Consider the following 24,612-nt stretch of genomic DNA (forward strand, 5'->3'; position numbering starts at 1 on the left):
ATTGACGACAAACATCACATCCCCGGCAACTTACAAGGACATCCAGCGATTGACCGGTTTGTCGTTGGCGACGATTTCGAAGTACTACAACGGGCGAAACGTTCTTTCCTCGAATCGAGAATTGATTGAGTCGGCGGCCGCGGAACTGAACTATCGACCGAACGCGTTCGCCAGCAGCCTTCGACGTGGCGTGACTCGAACCGTCGGCGTGTTGCTGCCCTCTTTCCAGGTTCCCTTCCACCTCGAGATCGTCGTAGGAATCGAAAAGTACCTGCGTAGTCATGGCATCGGAGTGCTCCTGACCTCCAACGAGCAGGACGGAACTCCGTCCAGCGTCAATGCAGTCGAGCTGCTTCTCAGCAGAAGGGTTGACGGCATCATCGGCGTTCCCGCGCTGGCGGACTCCTCGGCGCTCGAGACCGCGGTCTCGATTGGCATCCCTGTCGTCACCGTGGACTGGTGCCCAAGCGGCCTTGACGCGGACTCCGTCACCCTTGACAACGTGCAGGCGGGGAAGGTTGCAACGCAGCACCTGATTGACCACGGCCACCGAACCCTCGGCGCCCTGGTGGGCGAAGAGGGAATGTGGAGCCTGCAGGGCCGGCTTGACGGCTTCCTGGCAGCGGCTCGCGCTGCCGGCATCACAATCGCCGAGGACCATATCCAACGCGCCCCTCTGAACGTGGACTCCGGATATGCGGCGATGATGCGGTTGCTCGCGGCAGACCAGCGCCCGACTGCGGTGTTCGCAGGGAACTACGACCTGACGGTCGGCGCCGTGACCGCCCTGAACGACTCCGGGCTCCGCCTCGGGCGCGATATCTCCCTCGTTGGTTTCGACTCCGTGGAGCTCGCCCAGGTGACGCGCCCGAAACTGACGGTCTACGTGCAGCCCGTCGAACAGATCGCAACCGAGGCCGCTCGCATAATGAATGCCCGGCTGGACAATCCGGACGCGTCGAGGAGCCGCGTAGTTCTGGAGCTTCCGGGGCACCTGCAGATCGGTGCGTCGGTTAGGCGGCTGACCGACTGAACCCCTGGGCCAATCTTTATGAAGAGACATGAGACTCCTTGAGTGAACTGTAAGGCGAAACGTTTCACTCAGAGTAGAGCGCTACGCAGCGCAAATCAACTGCGTGAGGATCCCGCCTGATCCATCACTTGGTGCGAATCCGCGTCTTCGTAGGGCGCAAAGGCTTAGCTCCCTAAAGGAGGAACTATCTTCACGCTTCGTAAGGCATGTCATAACGTTTTGTCCTATGGCGGGTCTGCCTAGCTTGCTAAGTCGCTCGGGGAGTGAGCCTGGCAGGACTGACGATGCCCTGGCGCTGCCGCCCGGGTCCGTGCCGGTACTTCGGGCCCCTCAAATAGAGCGACCCACTCGTCGATCCAGCGGGACCAATCGACTCGCCGAGACGGCCCACTCTGTTGATCGATGCTGAAACGATTCGCCTTCCACGCGCACTTGTCGCTCATCAGGGTCATTTCCGTGGCAAACAAAGGGTTGACCTGCGAATGATGTGAGCGTAACGTTTCGCAATGGTGATTCCGGGGCAACTCCAGCTCCTCGTCGATAGGACATGCAACGGTGCATTCGGCCAGCGAAGACGATCCTGTTGTCGAGCTTCGGTTGTCATCATGACCCCTCGCGGCGGTCAGCGATTTGGAAAACGTCCGGATCAAACTGGTCGGGCGCGAACGATTTTTGCGGCCCCAGCACTTTTCCGACCATGTTCGACGTTCGGAAACAGCTACCTGCAGCGCATACTCGCGCTTCCCAATGACCAACCAAGCGAAGCTTCACGTTCCTAATCGATTGGAAGCGCGGTGTGGTCAGAACCCAACGAAAGGAAGAGACAATGATGTACTCACCCTCAAGACCGAAAAGAGCTGTCGCAAGACTCCTCGTTCCGGTGTTGATCATGACTGCACTCGCGCTAGCGAGTCCATTCAGTGCAGCAGCAGCGACTAACCCGGGGACGGACGACTTCGAACGCGCCGACGGAGCCCTCGGGAGCTCGTGGACGTCGGACCGCGGCACCTGGAGCATCGCAAGCGGTGCCGCCCTGGCAACCAGCGCGACGAGCAACGCCGTAACCACCTACAACCCCCTGCCCATCGCCGTCGACTACGCCGTCTCCGCGCGGATCAACATCGTGACAACGGGAACCCCAACGGGATCGGAGTGGGCAGGTGTTGTCGGCAACGTTCAAGGCACCACTGCCTCGAACCAGAACTACTACCTGCTGCGGGTGACGACTGGTTCTGGAACCGGCACCAACGGGCGCTGGCAGTTGCTGAAAATGACCAACAGCACTACCACCGGCCTGCTCGCCAGCGGCACCATCGTCGCCGCGTACGGCACGCAACTCGACCTGACCCTGACTCGCACGGGCAACTCCTTGCGGTCGCAAGTACTCAACGCAGGGTCGGGAGCCACCCTCGCTGATCAGACGTACACTACGGCTGATCCGAATGTCACCGGAGGCCGTGCTGGGCTGTATTCCAACAGCGGAAACCTGAGAGCACAGACTTGGGGTCTGTCGACGACGGTCCCCGCGGCGGACGACTTTGAGCGCGTTGACGGAGCCCTCGGGAGTTCGTGGACATCAGATCGCGGCGCCTGGAGTATCGCGAGCGGTGCCGCGTTGGCAAGCAGCTCGACCAGCAACGCCGTCGCCACCTACAACCCCCTCGCCCTCGGCGATGACTACACTGTCTCTGCGCGGACCAATATCGTCACGACAGGAACCCCGGGAGGATCCGAGTGGGTGGGCGTCGTGGGAAACCTTCAGGGCACGAGTGCCACCAGCCTGAACTACTACGTGCTCCGGGTCACGACCGGTTCTGGAACGGGCACGAACGGGCGCTGGCAGTTGCTGAAGATGTCCAACAGCTCGACGGCCAGCGTGCTCGCCAGCGGCACAATCGTTGCCGCGTACGGCACGCAACTTGATCTCACGCTGACACGCACAGGTAACTCATTTCGGTCCCAGGTAGTCAATGTGGCATCGGGAGTCACGCTTGCGGACCAGACCTACACCGCCGCTGTCGTTGACCCGAATGTCACGGGGGGCCGTGCGGGGTTGTATTCCAACAGTGGAAACCTGCGAGCGCAGACCTTTAGCCTTTCGACGACGAGCCCGGCTGCTTCGCCCCCCGGAGCACTCAACTGCGCACCCGGTGGAGAAAGCTACACCTACCCCGATCCCAACCTGACTGTCGTTTCGACAAGCACGGTTGGATCGACCTGGGCCGGAATGCAAGTGACGCAGCGAGTTCTCACCAACGGAAACGACCAGTACGTCGCCTACTACGACGTGAACCGCGGCATGACTGTCGCAAAGCACACGATTGGCGGCGCATGGGTCTACAAGGCACTCCCGTCGACGCTCGGGTGGGATAGCCACAACTACGTCTCGATGGGACTCGACCGCAGTGGAAACCTTCATGTGTCCGGCAACATGCACAACGTTCCGTTGGTCTACTTCCGCACCACGACCCCCGGCGACATCAGCACGTTGGTGAAAGTCAACAACATGGTGAGCGCCGCCGCGGAGGACTCGGTTACCTATCCCGAGTTCGTCAACCGGTCCGACGGAAGCCTTGTCTTTGACTACCGCGACGGTGGATCCGGCGATGGCGTGACGTACTTCAATGTGTATAACGAGTCGACCAGCTCGTGGTCGCACATCGTCTCTGAGCCGATTTTCGACGGCAATGGGTCGGCGAGCAACCCTTCAGGAACGTGGAGTTCGTACTTCCAAGGTCCGACGAAGGGACCCGACGGCTGGTTCCACATGATCTGGGTCTGGCGTGACAGTGGTGACGCGGCGACGAACAGCATGCTGACGTACGCGAAGAGCCAGGACCTCGTGAACTGGGTCACGAACGACGGAACGCCCTTGACGACGCCGCTCAAGTATGGCCAAGGTGACGTGATCGATCCGGTCCCCGACCATGGTGGACTGCTGAACGGAAACGCGCGGATCGGCTTCGACGCCGACGGCAAGGTTCTTATCTCGTACCACAAGTACGATGCTCAGGGCCGGTCGCAGATGTACGCCGCGCGTCCGACTGCCTCCGGCACGTGGCAGATCAACCAGATCACCAACTGGACCGGACGATGGAGCTTCGGGGGTGGCGGGAGTCTCAACTTCCAGGTCTCGATGCAGGGTTCCCGTGTCCTGTCCAACGGCGACATCAGCGTTGACTTCTTCTGCAACGGCACCAGCGGCCGGCAGTCCATCATCATCGACTCGTCGCTCAATCGGATTGCCCAAGTATCCTCACAGCCCCTGCCCGCCTCTGTAACGTCCGTGAGTGGGACGTTCCCGGGGCTAGAGGTCAAACTCGAGAGTGACCTCGCCGGCGCAACAGCGGGAGGGCAGTACATACTGCGCTGGGAGACGTTGCCAGGCAACGATGACCAGCCACGGGCCGGGGGCACCTACCCGACGGGAGGAAGCACCCTGCAGGTAATCCTGCTCCACTAGCCGTAAATCCCTCGGAGAACGGCCTTTGTCTGGCGGCGAGGCCGTTCTTCGCGCGGCTATTTGACCGCGCACCTATACCTAGGAGAATTACTGTGACCACAATCTCGCGGTTCGATACGCTCGACATCCGCTTCCCCACCTCGGCGGCGCTCGACGGCTCTGATTTGCCCAAAGAACTGGGGACACGTCTGCGAGCAGAGGAGCTCATTCCATGATTCACGGTTACGTTGCTCCAGGCTTCGAGCTAGTCGCCGATGCGTTCCAGCGCGGACATTCAGCGGATCCCGGCGGCGCTCAACTCTGCGTCTATCAAGCGGGGAGCGTGGTTGTCGATCTGTGGGCAGGCTCCGACCCGGAAACGGACATCGCTATAGACGGAGACTCTCTCTTCGTGTTGTGGTCCACGACCAAAGGCATGCTGGCAATCATCGCGGCCTTGCTGTTCGAAGAAGGCCAGCTTGACCCCGATACGCGAGTATCTTCTGTGTGGCCAGAGTTCGGAGTTCGCCGCAAGGATCAGACCACGGTTGCCCACTTCCTCAGTCATGCGGCTGGTCTTCCCTTCTTTCCCTCTGAAGCGAGGATCCAAAGCCGCGACCTGCCGAATTGGGCTCTCTGCATTGAGACGCTCGCCACCGCCGAACCCCTATGGGCACCGGGAACCGCGTCGTGGTACCACCCATTTACATTTGGTTATCTCAACGGCGAGGTAATCCGCCGGGTTACGGGCAAGACAGCGGGCGACCTCTTCGCTGAGCGCATCGCCGGGCCACTAGGAGTCGACTTCTGGATCGGGGGCCTGCCGGCGGACCGTGAGAAAGACGTCACGCATCGCAGCAGATTAAACCATGAGCCACCCGTCAAACCTGGCGAACTGTGGTCACAACACGGAGTGGATCTGTCTGATCCAGTCGTCCGCGAGCTGCTCGAGCAGGTGCAGTCGATTCCCGACATGATGGAGTTCCTCAACACCGCCGAGGGGCACCAGATGGAGTTCGGCGGTGCCGGCGGAATCGCGAGTGCACGGTCGGTCGCAAAAATCTACGCCGCCACCATCGGTGAGATCGACTCCATTCGGCTGCTCTCCCCGACGACGCTTGACTTCATGACGCGACCACGCACCTTAAACTTGGGGCCCGTTCCTCCGCTGGCCGCCGTGCCCAAACAGAAGCTTGCCGAGTTCGGGCTGGGCTTCTGGTTGGGCTCGCAATTCCCGAGCGGCCGATTCGCATCCGGTGGAACTTTCGGGCACCCAGGGGCAGGCGGAGTTATCGCGTTTGCTCATCCCGACTCGAGCATGGCCGTTGCATACACGTGCACCGGAATGTGGTCGGACGACTCGCGACCGGACCCGCGCATGAGCTGGGCTGAGCCGCTCGCCGATTTGGCTCGCGCGTAGGAACATCCGGAATCCATGTCCCCACCATCGACTAGAAGACAGGGCGGGACTGCTGGACGAAAGAATTTTCGCCGTTGAGGTTCATCCGGGCCGTGGCCAGCACGCCGCAGCTGCCGAGGCGTGCGGACTGGAGGGGCAGACAGACAGGGCGGGACGAAGTTCAGGAAGTTAGGCTGCATCCGGATGGTCCACTTCGTCGGGTTGTTCAACTGGCGGCGGTATTCCTCTGAGGAGAAGATCCCAGCTCGGCACCCTCCCGTTGTTCAACTGGGATGCAAGGCTATTCATGGGACGGGAGTTCTCGCATCCACTTCTACTCCCGTGCTTAGAATGCCGATAACCGATGTTCTGTCGTCGGGCTGACCCCATGGCGTTGTCATGTTCCTCGGTGCCGCCTCCGCCATGTTAACGATGGAGGAGGTGTTGCCACCGTGTTGGACGTTGGCCCGTCGTTCTGCCGGGCAGAATGTGGTCGGATTTTGGATTGTCAATCGGCCGGTGGAGGTCGTGGCTTGGAGGTCACGGCCTCATCCCGGCAGGTGGCTTCAGGAGGGCTGAAGGTGCCATCAGCAGGCAATCTGCAGAGGTGACAGCGCCTATTTCAAGGTGCCGCATACCAGTGCTCAGCGCGGCGGGTCCGTTCTACGGTGGGCAATCGGCCAAAAAAGAAGTGTGAACAATGTTCACACTTTTCGCTTCCGACCGGCCCATATTGCCCTCGGACTGGCCCGGTTTCCGCAGGTTTCCGCCTCTTCCCAGTGTTTCCAATGCCTGGAATCTCGTTCGAGTCCCACCTCGGGCACGGCAGACCCCCTCGTCAGAGGGGGTTTTTGCTTTAATGTGTGTACATTCTGGTTGGTCAGGTCCCTCTGACACTGGCCGCGGGGTGTGCCTGGCGCCGCGGGTTGCCTGTGAAGTTGTGGGGGAGCGGGTTCAGGGTCTTGGCTGATGGGCCCTCCGCTTGCTCTGAACTGGGGCTATAGGTTCCTTTCTCGATCCGTCTGGTCGGCCGTGGTTGGCCTGCACCTCTTCATGGGTAGAAGGACTGGGCACAACATGACTTCAAGATCCTGCGTCTCGATCGCTTGGCTTAGGCTCGTTCCTATAGCGAGAAGGCCGGGCAAGCGAACGCTTTGTCAGGCCAAAGGAGGTGTGGACATTGTCCACACTTAAATCTGCTTTTGGCCGGACAAGTATGCTTCGGATTTCTTACTTACACAGCTTCATTGATGGTCGCAATCACTACGACATGATTGGGTTTGAGGACAGGGACTCTGCAGCGGACGGTTGGCCCTGGCCGTAAGCGCGTCTACAGAGCAACCCGTGCCCAAATCCCCTGCCAGTGGGCCTCTCCTAGGGCGGGCGAGAACATGATCACGGCAACGCCCAGCAGGCAGACCAGGGAACCAATGATGTCCCAACGATCGTGACGGAAAACCGTCCAAGATCATGCCACATGCGAGTGATTCTGCGACGAGAAAGCCACCATAAGCGGCTAGGATCCTGCCAAGGTGCGCGTCGGGCTGCAGGGTGGCGACGAAACCATAGATCCCCGAGGCTATGATGCCGAGACCGGACAACCAGGCTTTGCCTTCCCGCACCGCTTGCCACAGCAGCCACGCGCCCCCGATTTCAGCCATAGCAGCGAGTGCGAACAACAACACGGACTTGGCAATTGGGCATGACCCATCCTGTCATTTGTGGGGACTGGTCATGATTCCAGACCTTGATGGAGGATAAAAGCAGTAGGAGAACCAGCAGCGGCATAAGAACGAGACAGGGAACGAGTCCCCACCGACGATGGTCCTCGTGATGGAGCCTAATGTCATCGTGACCAAGAAGGGCTTGTTCTGGCCCAGGACAGCGAAGCTCTTGTCTCTACTGAAGCGGACGAAGGCCCCGAGCATGGGCGGGCAGGGACACCGGCAGGGAGAGTCTGTCGGCGATTTTGATGTCGGTGCCCTTGGCACCATCGCCGACCATGACCGTGACCAAAGAGGCTGGCTCGAGGCGCGCTCAATAGTGCTGCCGCACCAAAGACACCGCGGTATCGATCCGGGGATGGTGGTGAAGCAGAAATGCGTCGGCTGTTCAAACGACTTCGTTCCAAGCTATTTTACGGCGATACGGTCATTTCGGTGAACACCAGCTTGCAACAGAAAGCCGGGGCATCTCATCCCGGGAAGTCTTGCCAGCCATGTGGCCTGCTCCATTCGCAGTCCGTCGGCGGCAGCGGTCGAACCAGTTGGCAGCGGTTTCACATGCTGCGCCGAAAGAGCTTTCAGCCGGTCACAGCGGAGCCCGGAAGTGAGGGCGGCTATGTCGACGACGGTGCTTGTGGCTGCATTGGTTATCAGGATGTCCTCAACCTGTCCGAGATTAACGCGGGTGCGCCGCGGCTATAGATGTTCTCCGCTCACATCGACCCCAGCCTACGATTCCTTTGGAAGCAGCGTAACGACGGCCTGTCCAGATACTAGCTGCCCCGACTGCACGAACTTCTCCGGGCGACCGGAGAGTTCGGCGATCAGGCTGGCTCGAAGTTTAAGGAGCTGAGTCCGGCAATCGGGATCTTCACTGAGATTCCGGGTCTCCCCGGGGTCGTTGTGGAGGTCGAAAAGTTGCTCGTTTCCATTCTTCGAGAACCAGATGTACTTCCAGCTGCCTGCTCGCACCCACTGGATGGACTGGCCGAGGAGTACGTGCTCACCATGTAGGTACGGTCGCAATTCAACATTGCTGCCCTCTTCGTCAGCTTGCGTAAGGCCGAAGAGGCTAATGCCGTCGATGCTTCCCGGCACCGGAAGATGTGCCGCGTCGAGAAGAGTAGGCATCAAGTCACGAAGTTCAACGAGGGCATCGACCCGCTGGCCGCCACGTATGCCCGGGCCGGATATCAGTAACGGCACGCGAGATGAACCCTCGTACGGATATCCCTTACGCCAGAGGTCGTGATCACCCAACATTTCACCGTGATCGGAAGTGAAGACGATGTACGTGTCGTCCTTCAACCCGAACTCGCGTAGGACCTCCATAAAGCGGGCAATCTGGTGATCGATATGCGTGATGTTGCCGTAGTATCCGGCGCGGGCCCGGTTCAAAGTCTGCTGATCGTATGTAGCTACGTGGGCGTCTGGCCGATGATCGGTTCTGTAGTCCTCAAGGTCAGCAACCCAGTCGCCCACAGGTGGGTCATGATCAGGAAGGTTCAAATACTGTTCGAAGGCCCATGCTGGCGGATTGTATGGCGGGTGCGGGCGGTGGAAGGAGAGGTACAGGAAGAATGGAACGGTAGGGTCTCGGCGGTATAACCATGAGATTGCTTCTGTCACGACCCAGTTGGTTGGGTGAAGGGATTCCGAACGGGACCAGGGACGTGCGACAACCGAGTTGCAATTTATGCCGTCGTCAAAATAGTCCGAAACTGCGCTTTCTCCCGCTTGAGCTCGCAGCCAAACCAAATAGTCGTCGTACCAATCGACTTCGCGGCCGCGTTTCCTGGCAAAGTTTAGGTATCCGTCATGCAGAATAACGTTGTTAAACCCAATTCGTCCGCGTTCAGGATAGTAATGCATTTTGCCGATCGCCTGTGTTTGATATCCAGCCTTAGTGAACTCTCCCGGGAGGGTTACGGAATGGTCGAAGTCAATGCCGTCGGTATAGCCAACCCGTCTGTGGGAACGGGCGGTAAGGCCGGTCATCAGGGCCATGCGGGCAGGAACACAGGTCGGCGTGGATGAATAAGCATTCGAGAAATTTGCACCTTCCGCGGCAATTGCATCGAGATAAGGCGTCCTAACAATTGGATGACCGTTGATAGAGAGACAATCTCCTCTCCATTGATCGGTGCAGATGAGTACTACATTGGGAGTGCGCGCCGTCGAACTAGCTTGAGCCATTCAAATTCACCTATGCATTCCGCTTCGCTTCTTCAAAGCTCGTACCGTTTATGTTTCCTGCGCGATTACTAACGTCGCGTCCGGATACCCGTCAGCTCTGACTGTGATCGTCACGGGGCCTGGCTGGGCTCCGGCACGAACGACCGCGAGGGCTTGGCCGTGGTACGTCAATGACACATTTCCAAGGTAGTCGCAGGGGGCTTCAGGATTGGCCGATCCTAATCCTTGCAGTGTCGCCGGCCCTTGGACGGTGACGGCTACTTCCACGTCTGTGGTCGGATTGGGGCGGTTTTCCTCGTCCACCAACGTGATCTCTAAGTGCACGAGGTCAACAGTGTTGGCGGTGATCGCGGTCCGGTCGGCTGAAAGACTCAGTTTGGTTGGCTTGTTGGCCGTTCTTAGCTCCCGGCGGCCCAGTTCGGTGCCATCGCGGTACGAAATGACTTCCAGGACTCCGGGTTCGAATGGGAGAGCCACCTGTATAAGGTAATCGCGGTTCGCTCCGACCTTTTCGGTGGCCACGACTGCTCCGTTCAGGACGAACTGCACTTCATCACCGGAGGCATAGGCTTCGACGTGGATGGGAGTTCCTGGATCGACATCCCAGGTCCAGGACGGTATCACGTCTGACCAGGTCCAGGCTTTGGGTTCGATCACGTATCCGTCGTCGCGGGGTTTTCGTACGGCGATGTAGGGGACATCGGTCAGTCCAAAGACGATTTCGCGGTAGTAGGAGATGGGCTTGCGGTGGCCGATGAGGTCGATGTCTCCGCATACGGCGGCGATCCATGGGTACGGGGCGCGATGTTCCTGGGAATCTTCGGGGTATACGTGCCTGCCCGTACCGACCTCACCCAGGAAGTCCCACCCGGTCCAGGTGAAATCACCGACTACGTTGTTTCTGGCCAGAATCATCTTCCACAGCCGATCAATGTGTGTCGGAAATGATTCGGAGTTGAAGTAAATGCGACGGGGGAATTCGTCTTGGTCGACTTCGTAACGCGTGTCTCCATAATTCAGACCAACGATATCGAGCACGGATGCCGGCTCCAGCAGCCGCTCTCCGAGAAGTTCCGAGGCCATGACCCTGTTCATGAGGTGTGTTACCTGGCCCAGGTAGTCGTTGAGCCCGCGAATCGTGGAGCTGTCCTGGTCTACCTCGGCGCGGAGTTCCGGGACTTTGTCCCTGGCCATGTACATGCCCTGCAAAGCATGGGTCACGATCCGGGTTGGGTCCTGCTCACGGGTACGCTCTGCAAGCAACCGCCCCCACCGGGCGCCATGCCGGGTTCCCGCCTCAATAATTTCGTTTCCGATGGAGTACATGATGACGCTCGGATGATTGAAATCCTTCGCCACCATGGCGTCGATATCACGCTCCCACCACTGGGGGAATGATCGGGAGTAGTCATCTGTGGATTTGGACACCGCCCACATGTCGAACGCCTCGTCGAACACCAGCATGCCCAGCCGATCACAGGCGTCGAGCATCGCCACACTGATCGGATTGTGTGCCGAGCGTATCGCGTTGAAGCCCGCATCCTTCATCCGCTGAACCCGCCGCACAGCGGCGTCGGCGAATTCCGCTGCTCCGAGCACCCCATGATCGTGGTGGACCGCCGCGCCTCGGAGTTTGATGGTCTCTCCGTTCAGGCGGAGCCCGCGGATGGGGTCAACTGCGAGGCTCCGGATGCCAAACGTCGTTGATTCACGGTCGATGGGTCCGTTCTCGTCCTGGAGGGTAACGGTTGCGCGGTAAAGAGCGGGGTTATCCGGGCTCCACAGGGACGGATGCCGCACATACGTCCGCTGATGGGAAGTCAATGTTTCGTATGGCAGGAGCGTGACACGGGATTTTTCTGAGACCACTTCCGCACCTGTGTTGTCACAAAGTTCGAGCACAACATCGACGGTACGAGTAGTTGCCCCTTTATTGGCGATTGTTGATCTGACCACGACAGTGGCAAGCTCTTCATCAACGTCGGGGGTGGACACCCGCAATCCGGTGGGGATGATATGGACAAGTTCACCGATAAGAAGATGCACCGGGCGGTAGAGCCCTCCGCCTGGATACCAGCGTGAATCTTCATGGGAACGTGCGTCAACACGGATGGTGTTGGTCTCTCCGTAGTTCAGGAAGGGGTCTGCCTCGATGTGGAACGAGGAGTATCCGTTGCTCCACTGGCCAGCAAAAGCTCCGTTGAGGTAGACCATGGCGTCCCGGTGAACGCCCTCGAATTCAAAAGTGATGCGTTTGGTCGCCCAGTCGGAAGGGACATCGAATAGCTTCTCGTATGTCCAGGAGCCGCCGTCGAAGTAGCCGGTTGGTGCTCCGCCTGTCCCATCCGCCGTTCGGCCGCTGGCGAGCATTGCATCGTGCGGGAGGTCGACGAGATTGTCACTTGGCGGGGCTACCCGAATCGCTTCATGGACTGAAACTAGAGGGCCAAACTGCCACTCTCGGTTGAACGGGATGCGTTTCATCTACTGTTCCTTCATTTCATGGTTTGCCGTCTTTGTTCAGACGGCACTTATTTCACTCCGCCTGCGGCGAGGTCGGAGCGCCAGTAGCGCTGAAGGATGGAGAAAGCGATGAGCAGTGGAATCACGGCCAGGAGGGATCCTGTGATCGTGATGTGGTAAGAGATTCCCTCGTTCAGACGCTCACGCCAATTGACAAGACCAACTGACAGGGGCTGAAGGGTGTCGTTGTTGAGCATGAGCACGGGCAGGAGGTAGTTGCTCCAGATTGCGACGAACTGGTACAGGAAAACAGTCACCAGGGCGGGCGACATGATGGGCAGACCGATCCGCCAAAAAATCCGGGCTTCATTGGCACCGTCGATACGGGCTGCTTCGAGGAGTTCGTTGGGGATGGCTTGTTTTGCGTACGTGGCAGCGAGGAATACTCCGAAAGGGCTTACGAGACTGGGCAGGAGAACTGACCAGTAGGTGTTGACCAACTGGATTTCGCTGAACATCAGATACAGGGGGAGCGCGAAGAGGATCGCGGGCACGAGAACGGCGGCCAGGATGATGTTGAAGACCAGCTTTCGGCCGGGGAACTCATACTTGCCCAGAGCATAGCCGGCCATAGCTGCGAACACGGTGGCGATGGCGGCACCTCCGACGCAGTAGAGCACCGTATTTCCCGTCCAGACGGCGAAGATACCGTTTTGCTGCGCGAAAACGTCAGCGATGTTTTCCCATAAATTGAAGTCGGAGAACAGCATGGGATTGGTCGTGAACATGTCCCCCCTGCTTTTCGTTGCGCTGACGATAAGCCACCAGAGGGGCACCAGGCTGTAGACCGCGAATGCGGCCATCACGACGAAGGAGAACGTGCGCGCCGAGAACGGGACGCGTTGTTGGCGCCATGGCATTCGACTGGTTCCGCGGGACTGCGTTGGGCGCCGGACTGTCGTGCGCGGGGGAGCGGTGGTCATGAGTCAGCTTCCTTTCGCTGAGTGAATTTGAGGAATCCGAACGACAGGACCAAAGCAACTAGGGCCAGGATGACCGATTGAGCGGCTGCCAGGTTGTAGTTGTTGGATGCGGCCTGTTGTTGCGCCGCCATGATCGGCGTGAACGTCGAGGAGATTCCTGGTGCCACTTTGGACAGGATCGCGGGATCGTTGTACAGCTGGACAGTGCCAATGATCGAGAAAACGGCGGTGAGGATGATGGCTGGCCGCACTGCGGGGATTTTGATGTGCCATGCGGTGGCCCACCATCCGGCCCCGTCCAGGCTCGCGGCTTCGGTCAGGTCTTCAGGAACTGCCCGTAGCGCCGAGTAGATGATCAGCATCTGGAAGCCTGTAAAGCCCCAGGTCATCATGTTCCCGATCGAGAAGAAGACCATGTTGTTGGCAAGGAAGTTGACGTCGATGCCGATGGCCCTCAGCCATCCGCTGAGAGGCCCGAGATCCGGCTGATACAGGAACGACCACATGATCGCCGCGATGACGCCGGGGAAAGCGTACGGCAGGAAGTAAATCAGTCGGAATCCGCGCCGGAAGGGTGAGAAGGCAGAGTCCAAAAGAAGCGCCAGGAATAACGCAATGGTCAGCATGAGAGGGACCTGCACGATCCCGATCAAAAATACGCGTCCGAAGGAGGCTATGAAGTCGCCGTTCTGCAGCGCGACCAGATAGTTCCCGAAGCCCGCGAAGATGCTCTTGGAACTCCCGACGCCAAGGCCGCTGCGTTCCGTTTTGAAGAAGCTCTGGTAAATCGCGTAGAAGATGGGAGCAACCTTCATGGATAAGAACATGATCGCGAACGGTACCAGGAAGAGCAGCGCAGACACCGTGGTCTTCCGGCTCAACCGTGATTTGCGGGGCTTAGCTGTTGTCGTTCCTGGTTGCACGGGCCGCTGTGCGGAGAGGGTGGGTGCCTTCATGGCTAATCCTTTTGGTGATGAATGGAGCCCGCGGCACCCAGCTGGCTTCACAACTGGGCGCCGCGGGTTGGGGCTTTACTCCTTGACGCTCAAACCCTGGCTTTTCAGGTCAGCGATCGTGGATTTCTGGAGTGTGTCAAGCAACTCAGAGATGGTTCCCTGTCCCGAGCCGATGACTTTCAGACCGTCATTCAACTTGGGTTGAAGGCTGGTCATGTTCGGACCCCACACCCACTGCTCCGGTATGTTGCTCGCGGCTGTGGAGAAAATTTCAGCGGTCTTGTCAGAATTAATGAAGAAGTCCGACCCTGCTGTTAGCGCAGGCAATTTCTGGCCACTGATGGCAGCCGGGTAGATGCCCGTATCATTGATCAGGCTTGTCACGCTCTCCGCGTTGGTCGTCATCCATACCGCGGCCTCAGTGGCTTCTTTCGGGTTCTTGCACCCCTTCAAAACAGAGACTGACCCGCCGCCGCGGTTGCCGGAAACCTTTTCGCCTTCCTTCCACTGAGGCATGGGGGCTACTGCCATCTTGCCTTTGAGTCCTGGAGCGTTCTTCTCCAAGAGGGCGCCGGTCCATGCAGCACTGACGTAGGAAAGTATCCGTCCGCTCTGGAGGTTGGTGTACCAGGCCTGGTCGAAGGCTGGCTCGGGGACAACGAGCTTCTTGTCAGCCAAACCCTGCCAGTACTTTGCCACCTTCTTTGACGGGTCATCGTTGAGGGACACCTTCCAGGCATCATCTGCTGTACTGAACCATTGGGCCCCGGCCTGTTGAGAAAGCGCGCCGAGGTCGTAGGTGTTCAGCGGGAAGGTGGCCAAGTAGGCAGCAGGATCCTTCGCCTTCACCTTTTCGGCATCAGCTTGGAATTCGTCCCAGGTTTTCGGAACTTCAATACCGTACTGCTGGAACAAATCTGCCCGGTAGTAGAGTGCCATGGGTCCCAGACCCACGGGAATGCCGTAGACGTTTCCGCCGAGGCTGGAAAGCTGCCATGCCACAGGTGAGTACTGGTCTTTGCTGCCTTCGGCGTACTTGGTGATGTCCTCAAGCGAACCCGACGCCGCAAAGCTGGGAATGGTGTCGAAGCTGATCTGGCCAAGGCACGGAGCGTTGCCGGCTTGGACAGCGTTCAGCATCTTTGAGTAGCCGCCGGCCGAACCCGCGGAAATCTGGGTGTACTTGATCTGGACATCCTTGTGTGCAGCGTTGAAGATCGCGACTGACTTCTCCTGGCCAATCGCAGCCCCCCAGTACTCGATGGTCACTGGTTCACCGGCAGGGCGAGTCTCGGCCGGGCTAGAGCTGCTTGAACAGCCCGTTAGAGCGGTTGCAGTCAAAATGGCAACGGCTGCCGCCGCGCATGTGTACCAACGTGGTGCCATTGAAACTCCTACTATCTATGTCCCCTGTGGGATTGGTGAGTTATTCGTGTAGCAGCGCTTGCCCGGATCTGGTGCCTGGCGGCCCCTAATCAGCCGTTCGATAGCATCTGGGTCGTGGTTTCGCTTCGTGGCCACCCGGTCGGCGGTCAGGTTCTGGCCGCCGGGGCGGTCCCAGAGGTTGGGAGCCGGAACGAGTTGAGATCCAAAACCTGTCTCTCATTAAGACGAGTATGAAGCTGTCGACCGCTACAAGGTACTGACTTCATCACGGCCATTAATTGTGAGATGAATCTCGTAATTGGGAAAACTATCTCACTCCGGGAATGCCTTGTCAATGCCTTTAGGCCGCTTCGAGGTTGTGATTGCTAGCGTCAGACGCCCTGGGCTTGTTTCACGAAAAAGGAACCCCGCTCGCGACGTGGCCTATCGCCACGCCGCGCCTGGCGAACAGCAATATTGGCCGCGGAAACGACGGCAAGGAGTCGGCCGAGGCCCTCCCGCAGCAATGACGGCTCTCCTCAAGTCCGCGTCTCTGCGGTCTCAATCTCTCGGTTATGGACGAGGGCCCCGAAGGGTCTTCGGGCCTCGCAACGTCCGTGTGCGAGTCCCTGAAAGCGCGCAGCCTCGAAGCCCGGCCCTGGCACCAGCCCTGGAAGTGAACTCATGCTGGACTTTGCTGTGGAAATATTGTACTAATTGGTAAACTATTCCTACTTTCCGCACCCACACTATCGATCTGCGACTCAGCAGGAATCAGGATGACGACATGACTTCCGAGAAGACCTTTGTCAACTACGGCTCGAACAGCTCAGACTCTGCCCAGCGCATACTCTTGGCCTCCCGGCGACCGGCGTCCTTGGGATCGACACCTGCTGGCGCCATTGCCTTGTCGATGGGAGAGCCTGACGCAGGGACACCAAGTCCCATCGTTGAGGCAGCGGTTAGGGCCTTGCGTAACGGCAGGACACGCTACACAAATCTCAGTGGAGCCCCCGAACTCCGCCGCTCCCTGGCTGAAAGGCTGACAGTTAGGTCCGGTCAGAATGTCTCGCCGGAGCAGATTGTGGTCACCCATGGAGGAAGCGCGGGCCTGGCAGCTTCGATACTTGCCCTGATCAACCCGGGAGATCAGGTTTTGATTCCGGAACCTACGTACTCGTTGTATGCGGACCATCTGGCCATGGTCGGTGCCGAGGCAATCTGGGTTTCCAACCGTGCCGACGGAACGCTGGATCTTGAACGGCTGGCCCGCGAAGCGGCTGATACGCGCATGATTATTCTGTGCAATCCAGGTAACCCAACAGGCCGGGTCTACAGCATGGCGGAACTGCGGGAACTGGCAGTAATTTTGGAGGCACATCCTCATCTTCTGCTTCTTTCCGATGAGGCCTATGCCGACATCGTCTTTGACGGCATGAAGTTCCTATCTGCCTTGGAACTCCCTGCCGTTGCAGATCAGGTCATCTGCTGCAGCACATTCTCCAAAACCTACGCCATGACAGGATGGCGGCTGGGCTACGTAGTCGCTTCACGCAGACTGTCGGAGAAGATCAATCTTCTCCACCGAACAATTAACGGTTCCATCAATACCTTCGTGCAGGACGCCGCCCTCATCGCTTTGGAAACACCTGCTGAACACCTCCGCGCAATGGCTGAGTCATACCAGGCACGCCGCGACATAGTCGTCGCCAAGCTTTCCGGTATCCCGGGACTCAGCATGCTCCCGCCCCAAGGTGCGTTCTATGCCTTCGTCAAAATCGATTCAGTTCTCACCTCCGATGAAATGACCGCCCGATTCGCAGCGGCCGGAGTAATCGTCCGTTCCGGCAGCGAGTTCGGGCCATCCGGGGAAGGACACGTTCGCCTCTCATTCGCCACCGACCCTGAAAACCTTGAACTCGGCTTGGACCGGTTCGTGGACGCCGCGCGGAACTTCATGTGAGAGGAACTGCCCGGCTTTCAACCTCCCACCACCAAACCTGTACGGCCCTACGGACCGTACTGGGAAGTCCACGAAGTTCAACGCAACTTGTCGATGGAGGGGGTTGGCTGGGGCGGAAGTCCGTACGGGAAACGCTTGCCGCTATTTCTTGCGCTGGACAAGCTCCCGGAGGCCTGCATCATTAGCATTGCTGAGGGCTTCCGTGACTTAGGTCCACGGGCACTTGCGGTATTCCGTAGACTTGCGGGAATGAGCACGCCGGCCTACCAGCGTTGCGGTTCTTTAGGAAAATAGTTCCGGAAGAGTTCCCGGGCGCGTTTGCCGCGGTAGGAAAGGTCTCGCTTGCGTCAGAGGCTTAGCGGAGGTTCCCAGAAGCGGGTTTGGGCGCTTCTAGCCGAGGCACGCGACGGCTGGCTGTGGCCTGATTCAAAGGATCGGAATCCAAGGCGCACTCCGGCTTACCGAAGGCCCTGGGCATCGTTACTGAGCAGATCTCCACCCGGTCCTTCACCCATGGCGTTCGCCCATCCTTGGAGAGACCCGGAAAGTGCTTCCAGAAGCTGGTTCGCAATTTGCTCCGGCTCCAACTTCTCCGTTTCACTGAGGTCGAGGATTTCGCGGGGGTCCGAGAGAGCGTTGTTCAGGAACAGTGCCTGCCGAAGCAGCGTGTCCGGCAGGCCGAGATCTTGGAGAAGTCCCCTCAGGGGCTGTTCCCAGATGGCTCGGGAGGCGGCGATGACCGGGTCGCCTCGATCCAGTCGATCGAGGTATCCAAAGCGAGAGCGTAGCTGGACCATGACTTTGCCGTGTTCCAGCACCAAGGTGATCCAACGTGACAGTACGGCGTTGTACAGTTCGCTCCCCGTCAGGGGGCATTCGTGGGCGAATTGGCGGAGTTCCTCAGTCGTGTTGATGGTGTACGCCTCGAGCAGCTCGTCCAGCGACGAGAAATAGCGGTAAGCGGTGGCGGTCCCGATGCCCGCACGAGCCGCAGCGCTTTGCATGGTCACACCGGCTGGATTCTGATCGATCTCTTCACCCACGGCGCGCATGAGACTTTTCATATTTCGACGTGTGTCACTTCGCAACTGACCGCCGCCTTTCCTTCGGTTCTCGGCCGTACCGCCGGCAATTCTCCAGGGAAACGTTCGAGGACGCCCGGTCTAAAGAAACTGTACCCGCGTCACTTCCGCGCAGCGATTCCCCTGGGTCTTCGGCGCCTGGAAACGTGCTGCAGACTAACATGCAGCTTTCTCTTTCATGTCGAGTGCGTGTTGGCTTGCCCAACACGAGGAACCGTGTCAGATCTCAGCCATGACTGGAGAAGCCGGGTCACGACGGGCAGCACCCAAACTGTCATGATCGGCGTAAGTATGGTTGTAGTTACCAAAACCCTTGCAGTTGTCCACAATCCGCTCCACGCGGGGTACAAGGCTTCAACCAGAAGAGCAAAAATCAGGCTGACAGGGAAGAAAGCAAGCCAGACACTCACCGCTTGCTTCCAGCGGGCAGGTCGGGGTGGGGGAGAGGGAAGACCTTTGTCGGACTGAGGGATGGAATCAAACCAACCCTCGATTCCAGTAAGTTTCTCCACGCTCCGTTCCTCGATTAGCCCGACTCCTTGATCAAGCCATCCTTTGCGGGAGCTGGAACTCTCCCACTCGCTGAGGCAGGAGGAGTCTGCAAACCGGTAAAGCATGTACCACTCGTCGCCGCGGGTTGAAGACCGGATCCATCCGGATCCAAGGAAGCCTGGCCAGCGGCTGGCCAGATTTACCCCAGACTGAATCCAAGCCGTCACGTCATCGGCGCGTAAAGGGTCTACTTTTCTCGTGACAGACACAGTCACCGAAGAAGATTGAACGTCTTTAGTTGAAGCCATGTTCCTCCATCCACCGGGACTCTCTTGTGTGGTGCACTCGTGCTTTGCCTCCCATGCGGACCATGGAGTAGGCGTGGGACCAGATACCGACATGAACGCTGGCCCGAGCATTGGCTTGGGCTACGGATGCTCTCTCAAGGATCTTGAGAATCAAGCGGTAATTACATCTCAAGTAAGACTATGTTATCTTTAGAAAAATGGCTACCGGATCGAGATTCACGGCCTTCTCGGTAGTACTCTCGCCGTAGGAAGCAAAATGACCCTTGAATGTAGCCTTCTGCTCAGTTGACGGGCGGGAATGGGAAGCCTCCGCTCTGGAAGCGGTACCATATTCGCGTTCCATCTGGTTGCGTTCCGGCCTCGTCTGCATCGGTTGCGGAGTGGCGGCACGATTTCAACCGGCGCGCAAATCGCGCGCCGCGACGTTTCTCGCCGACCACAATCCTGAATGCCCTGCTGTAGCCCCTACTCAGAGCGCGTTTCGATTTTTGCAGTAGAAGAGATGCGCTCACAAATGATGCACGCGTAGTTCAGTGGCAGGTTGAGTTCTTGGGCGCTTACAGCCGGTGATACAGCGGTGACTTATCCCAGGAGCTTACGGAGAAACAGCAACTGCCTTATCCAGTGGTGTTCCTGACCCCCTTCATGGTTGTTAAACCTGTACACCTCAATCTCCTTCGTTGGGCCGGCGCTGGACTCATCCGGAGTGGCTGAGCCGTAGTAATTGAAGCTGGCAAAGACAGTGGACGGCGGGCAGATATCGTCAGTTTGCGCTGCCGAATAGAGCGCCGGCGCCATTGCCCACCGTCCAAGGTTGACACCGTCGAAATAGCGGAGGACTTCAAGTACGGGCTCATACCGGTCCCGGTGGCGGGCCAGGAAGGCAGCGATTTCCGGGTATGGACCACGCGGAGTGATGTCAATGGCTCGAGGAAAATCCTGCAAGAACGGGACGTCGGGCAACGCGGCCACGACGCCGTTGAGCCGGCCGGACACGAGCCCGGCGACGGCCACAACTATGCCGCCTCCTTGGCTGAGGCCGGCAAGGATCACCCGTGCTGGGTCCACCTCTGGGTGGGATTGCGCTGCCTCCACTGCCCGGAAGGCATCCGTATACACCCGCCGGTAGTAGTAGTCTGCGCGGCTGCCCACGCCCCGGGTCATGAGACCGGCATAGCCCACACTGCCGGCGGACGGATGGGGATCGGCCGTGTCACCGAGAGCAAAGCCGTAGCCCTGGCCGCGGGTATCCATGATGAAATGCGCATACCCCGCCTGGGCCCACCTTGTTTCCTGGTTCACCAGACCCCGCCCGCCGGAGTAGCCGACATACTGGATCACGACAGGCAGCCTGGAACCTGGCTCCCTGGTGGCGGGCAGATGCAGCCAGCCCTTGATGGCGTCCCCGCCGAATCCTGCAAACGTCACGTCAAAACTGTCAATGACGGAAAGGTAGTTCTCCACCGGCTTAAACCGGGCGTCCAAAGGGTAAGTTCTGGCGTCCCTGATCGTGGCGTCCCAGAATTCGCGAAGGTCTTCCGGCATGGTCACATCGGAGGTGTAGCTGCGTAGCTGGGCCAACGGGAGGTCAAAGAGGGGCATATGCGCCTTTTCTGTTGTTTTTGAAGTTAATGGCCCCCAAAGGGAGGTGGATCTCCCATCTGTCCCGCCGCGGCCACGGAGCCAGGAACCCAGCTCGCCTGCTGGGTCGCTCGACGCGGCCGTGGCTGATGTGTCTGCCTATTTCAGCGGCGATATCGAGAGCTTCGCCGCGTCGATCGAGTTTCTGGTACGACCTCTGGCTAGAACCGCGGGACTAACGGGAACTGTCACAGGATCACTTCTTAAGTAGTTGGCCGATCCGGTAGGGAACGAGTTTCTTCAATAAAAGTGAAGTCATGGTCCGACGGATTCCTGGGCAGTTGCTGATCTCCTGGCCCACCCGAAATAGATCTTCCGCGTTCTGGGCTACTACGCGGAGAAGAAGGTCAGCGTCGCCGGCCATCGCGTGAACCTCTATGACTTCTGGGATTCCATGCAGCGCCTGTACTGCGACATCCAGCGATGACTGTTCGACTTCGGCCGTCACAAGGGCCATCATCGGTAACCCCAGCGCTTCAGGCGTGATCCTGGTGCTGTTAGGGAGAAGGCAATCATCCGTAAGCCTCCGCTCGAGGCGGCTCTGCACCGTGCCCCGAGCCAGTCCCAGTCTTCTGGCGAGAAAAAGCATAGGAACGCGAGGGTCATCATCAAGGGCGAGGAACATGGCCTTGTCAGTGCCATCAAATGCGTGCATACCGCTCCATTAGTGATCAGGCGGACAGTGGGGTAACGACCAATGGCCATCCGGAAACATAGTGTCAGGGGCCCAAGTAGAAGGTGCGAGCTCTGAACGCGGTTAGAAGAATCAGGCCTTATCGCTGCCAGCCGCAGTGGTCGCTGAGCGACCGCGTCCGATCACTATGTCTTATTGCCGCCCCATGCAGCCTGCAGTCTTTGGATTACAGACATCGTGCTGCGCCAGCCGAACGGCGAGACGGTGGAAGGGACCATTCAACGATCTGGCGCGTTTGCGTCGTCTTTCCATTTCAGGGCCGCCCTGGTCATTCGGTAGGACATCTTCCCATCCAGTTGGCGGGGTTCAACCCAGACTTCAACGCCGTCAGCGGCATCAAAGAGAGCTCTGGTGTCCGGCCCGTCAGCCGCCAGCCATATCAATGAGGAGTCAGACATGGCGTCATCGACTCTGCCTGACCTGATCAGATCTCCATTTTTGTAGGTTTCTACGATGGCACCGATGAGCAGATGCCACTGGTCGTGTCGGTAGTTGGTCATTTTCATTTCCACGGATGGCGACGGCGTAATGGGGAAGATTGATGCGGAATCCCAAAGGATCTAGAGCGACGTAGTGCCCTGATCCCTGGTCCGCCTGGGCCAGTTCACTCCCTTGTCACAGGCAGTCCTTCTGGCTTGTACGGAGGAACATGCTTTTGAGGTGAAGGTCGGTTCGTCCACTGATCCGTGGCTGTATTTCCCGTGGCTTTGACGGCGAAGGCAAGCGCCGGGCCCGAACTGCTTTGACGTTGCGAACCGATATGTCGGTCAGCATTCCTGGTTTGAACGAGAGCTCTGCTTTTCATCTTCGGTGTGTTTTTCTATGCGAGGCCAAGAACGCCCATTGGCGGTGTGCTGAAGGGCGGTATTGAATAGTCGGGCGGATCTTTACATCTGCCGTGCTCGAGCTCGGACGCGGTGGTGGGGCTCGGTGGACATGTGCCCAGCCGGACTGGTTGCAGAGGGTGGCGAAGCCGTCCCGGGGGGCCGTTGATTGATGTTCCGTCTTGGTTCTGTTTGCGTTGCCTCCAGGTTCTTACAGCGCAGCGGCAGGGTTTTTGACGGAGTTTCGGATCTTTGCGCGGAGCTCGCGTTCAAAAATGTTGATGTCCCGGAGCTTGTCGAGGACGGCCGCGGAGATGTCGGAAGGGACTACTGCAACTCCGTCACCGTCTGCAGAGACAAGATCGCCCGGATTGACTACGACGCCTCCGCAGGCTATCGGGACATTGACCGCCCCTGGCCCGTACTTGGTTGGACCCGCCGGCGACACGCCTCGGGCCCATACGGGCAGAGCCATCTCCTCAATGTCAGCCCGGTCCCTGATTAGTCCGTCGATGATGACAGCTGCGATGCCTGCAGCTAGGCAGATTTCAGCGAGGAGATCGCCGAATACTGCCCGTGTTGTTCCACCCAAGGCATTGATCACCAGAATATCGCCGGGCTCAGCGTCGTCGAGGGCTCGGTGGATAGCAAGGTTGTCACCTTCACGGGTGAGTACGGTCAGTGCGGGTCCCACGCAACGGCCGCTGGTCCACTGCGCTGCGATTCCGGAGTCCATGAGGTTGAGGCGGTTCATGGCATCGCCGACGTTAGCTGTTGGATATTGCATGAAAGTTCGGACAACCTCCAAGGGGCCGGTGGCCGGGCGCGGACCCACGGTCAAGGAGCTGGTAGGGGCGTCGATAAACATAGATCCCTCTCGTAGACTCATCCCAGTGAAATTATTGTACCAATTGGTAATTACTTCTTATTTTGCACCGTAGTCGAGCTCCAAGCAATAGCTAAAGGCAAGTTGGCTCCGGATCCCATGGGGCCCACGGGTTCCAGCCGGCACATGGCCTCGGATCGGATTTTGCGGCTGAAGCACCAGGCCTTGGAGCTGATAGCCGTGTGCGCCTCTCAGCGGAGAGGCCCTTGCGTCGGAGAAGCCGATTGAATAAGGAATCGCGCGAGGCCCCTCGCGACTCTCAGTTTCTGGCGTTGCCGAACGCCATTTTCGCTCCTCATGGATTTGCCAGGCTGCATTAACTGGCTGATCCCGTTGTCGCTGGAGGACGAGAGGACCAACGATGATTGAAGCAAGTCCCTTGACGCGGAGTACCGAGGTTCCGCGTGTCCGTCCCGACGCATTTTGGCCTCGGGGCACGTAAGCAAGGCTTACTGGGGGTGAGTGGCCCTTTGGTGGGGACGGAGGGAACCGCTGACGGCGGCTGCCACGAGAGTAGTGACCTGACTGGCTGACATTCCGTCGGTCTCATGGAGGTCAAGGATCTCGCGAGGATCCGTAAGCACATTACATAGGAAAAGCGCACGCCGCATCGACACGTCGGCCAGTTCCTGATCGTCTAGCAGGTTGGCCAACGGACGCTCCCAGATCTCTAGTGAGGTCTGGATGACCGGGTCTTGTCGGTCCAGGCGCTCCAAATAGCCCGAACGGGAGCGAAGCCGGACGAGAACTTTCCCATGTTCAAAGACCAGTTCGACCCAACGGGATAGCACGGCTTCGAACAGTCTGCGACCCGATAATGGAGAAGTCGCCGAGAATTCGGCGAGTTCCTCCATGAGCTGATGAAGATAAGCGGAGAGGAGTTGATCTAAAGACGCATAGTAGCGGTAAGCACTAGTGACGGCTACTTCGGCCCTCGCTGCAATGCTTTGCAAAGACAAGGGCCCAGGGTTCTCACTGACCTCTTCGGCCACGGCTCGCAAGAGCCGCTGCTTGTTTCTTCGGGTATCGCTACGCACAAATGGGTCCTTCAAGCGGGGCGGAACGGGCACTACCCATAGCTAAGCTCCGGGGCAGGGCAGCTCCGTCGGGTTTGCTGTCTAGCGGGCCAACCCTCTGGCGCGGCGGCCTGCAATGGAACAC

At 58.8% G+C, this 24,612-nt stretch carries 16 protein-coding genes and 1 pseudogene; 5 read left to right on the forward strand and 12 right to left on the reverse strand.

Features of this window, described 5'->3' with window-relative positions; all coding sequences use genetic code 11:
- The first annotated feature begins 1 nt into the window (after position 1).
- From AB4Z15_RS14930 to AB4Z15_RS14945, 4 genes are all read left to right on the forward strand, one after another.
- Positions 2-1,033, forward strand: coding sequence for a LacI family DNA-binding transcriptional regulator (locus AB4Z15_RS14930; protein WP_442017878.1), 1,032 nt, complete (start codon positions 2-4; stop codon positions 1,031-1,033).
- Positions 1,034-1,922: 889 nt separating this feature from the next.
- Complete coding sequence (locus tag AB4Z15_RS14935) at positions 1,923-4,496, forward strand: BNR repeat-containing protein (protein WP_442017879.1); 2,574 nt, start codon at positions 1,923-1,925, stop codon at positions 4,494-4,496.
- Between the two features lie 92 nt (positions 4,497-4,588).
- Positions 4,589-4,711, forward strand: a complete 123-nt coding sequence (locus AB4Z15_RS14940) for a hypothetical protein (RefSeq protein WP_416416312.1) — start codon at positions 4,589-4,591, stop codon at positions 4,709-4,711.
- Entirely contained in the window at positions 4,708-5,895 is a 1,188-nt protein-coding gene (locus AB4Z15_RS14945; RefSeq protein ID WP_416416311.1) for a serine hydrolase domain-containing protein, read from the forward strand. Before AB4Z15_RS14940 ends, AB4Z15_RS14945 begins: the two co-directional genes overlap by 4 nt.
- Positions 5,896-7,204: 1,309 nt before the next feature.
- On the opposite strand, the pseudogene AB4Z15_RS14950 reads toward AB4Z15_RS14945, so the two are convergent.
- The 6 genes and pseudogenes from AB4Z15_RS14950 to AB4Z15_RS14975 all read right to left on the reverse strand — a co-directional run bounded on the left by AB4Z15_RS14950 (position 7,205) and on the right by AB4Z15_RS14975 (position 15,465).
- Positions 7,205-7,535: pseudogene (locus AB4Z15_RS14950) on the reverse strand (YnfA family protein).
- Positions 7,536-8,327: 792 nt separating this feature from the next.
- Complete coding sequence (locus tag AB4Z15_RS14955) at positions 8,328-9,794, reverse strand: arylsulfatase (protein WP_442017880.1); 1,467 nt, start codon at positions 9,792-9,794, stop codon at positions 8,328-8,330.
- A 48-nt stretch (positions 9,795-9,842) separates the two neighbouring features.
- Positions 9,843-12,278, reverse strand: coding sequence for a glycoside hydrolase family 2 TIM barrel-domain containing protein (locus tag AB4Z15_RS14960; RefSeq protein ID WP_442017881.1), 2,436 nt, complete (start codon positions 12,276-12,278; stop codon positions 9,843-9,845).
- 47 nt (positions 12,279-12,325) lie between these two features.
- Complete coding sequence (locus AB4Z15_RS14965; RefSeq protein ID WP_442017882.1) at positions 12,326-13,240, reverse strand: carbohydrate ABC transporter permease; 915 nt, start codon at positions 13,238-13,240, stop codon at positions 12,326-12,328.
- The gene (locus AB4Z15_RS14970; protein ID WP_442017883.1) at positions 13,237-14,196 is read right to left on the reverse strand and encodes a carbohydrate ABC transporter permease; all 960 of its coding nucleotides are present in this window, start codon (positions 14,194-14,196) and stop codon (positions 13,237-13,239) included. The genes AB4Z15_RS14965 and AB4Z15_RS14970 overlap by 4 nt, the downstream gene beginning before the upstream one ends.
- Positions 14,197-14,271: 75 nt before the next feature.
- Positions 14,272-15,465 carry an ABC transporter substrate-binding protein gene (locus AB4Z15_RS14975; protein WP_442017884.1) on the reverse strand — a complete coding sequence of 398 codons (1,194 nt, stop codon included), beginning with the start codon at positions 15,463-15,465 and terminating at the stop codon, positions 14,272-14,274.
- 883 nt (positions 15,466-16,348) lie between these two features.
- On the opposite strand from AB4Z15_RS14975, the gene AB4Z15_RS14980 reads away from it, so the two are divergent.
- Positions 16,349-17,524: a pyridoxal phosphate-dependent aminotransferase gene (locus AB4Z15_RS14980; RefSeq protein WP_442017885.1), complete on the forward strand. Its 1,176-nt coding sequence runs from the start codon at positions 16,349-16,351 to the stop codon at positions 17,522-17,524.
- Between the two features lie 458 nt (positions 17,525-17,982).
- Here AB4Z15_RS14980 and AB4Z15_RS14985 read toward each other — a convergent pair whose 3' ends face one another.
- From AB4Z15_RS14985 to AB4Z15_RS15010, 6 genes are all read right to left on the reverse strand, one after another.
- A complete protein-coding gene (locus AB4Z15_RS14985; protein WP_442017886.1) occupies positions 17,983-18,576 on the reverse strand; it encodes a TetR/AcrR family transcriptional regulator in 594 nt (197 codons plus the stop codon).
- A gap of 1,412 nt (positions 18,577-19,988) precedes the next feature.
- Positions 19,989-21,008 carry an acetylxylan esterase gene (locus tag AB4Z15_RS14990; RefSeq protein ID WP_442017887.1) on the reverse strand — a complete coding sequence of 340 codons (1,020 nt, stop codon included), beginning with the start codon at positions 21,006-21,008 and terminating at the stop codon, positions 19,989-19,991.
- 235 nt (positions 21,009-21,243) lie between these two features.
- On the reverse strand, positions 21,244-21,702 hold the full coding sequence (locus tag AB4Z15_RS14995) for an Lrp/AsnC family transcriptional regulator (protein WP_442017888.1): 459 nt from the start codon (positions 21,700-21,702) through the stop codon (positions 21,244-21,246).
- 257 nt (positions 21,703-21,959) lie between these two features.
- On the reverse strand, positions 21,960-22,241 hold the full coding sequence (locus AB4Z15_RS15000) for a hypothetical protein (RefSeq protein WP_442017889.1): 282 nt from the start codon (positions 22,239-22,241) through the stop codon (positions 21,960-21,962).
- Between the two features lie 535 nt (positions 22,242-22,776).
- Entirely contained in the window at positions 22,777-23,433 is a 657-nt protein-coding gene (locus tag AB4Z15_RS15005) for an RraA family protein (protein ID WP_442017890.1), read from the reverse strand.
- 467 nt (positions 23,434-23,900) lie between these two features.
- Entirely contained in the window at positions 23,901-24,488 is a 588-nt protein-coding gene (locus tag AB4Z15_RS15010) for a TetR/AcrR family transcriptional regulator (RefSeq protein ID WP_442017891.1), read from the reverse strand.
- Positions 24,489-24,612: the final 124 nt, after the last annotated feature.

This window comes from Paenarthrobacter sp. 2TAF44 (assembly GCF_052114885.1).
Classification (GTDB): Bacteria; Actinomycetota; Actinomycetes; order Actinomycetales; family Micrococcaceae; genus Arthrobacter.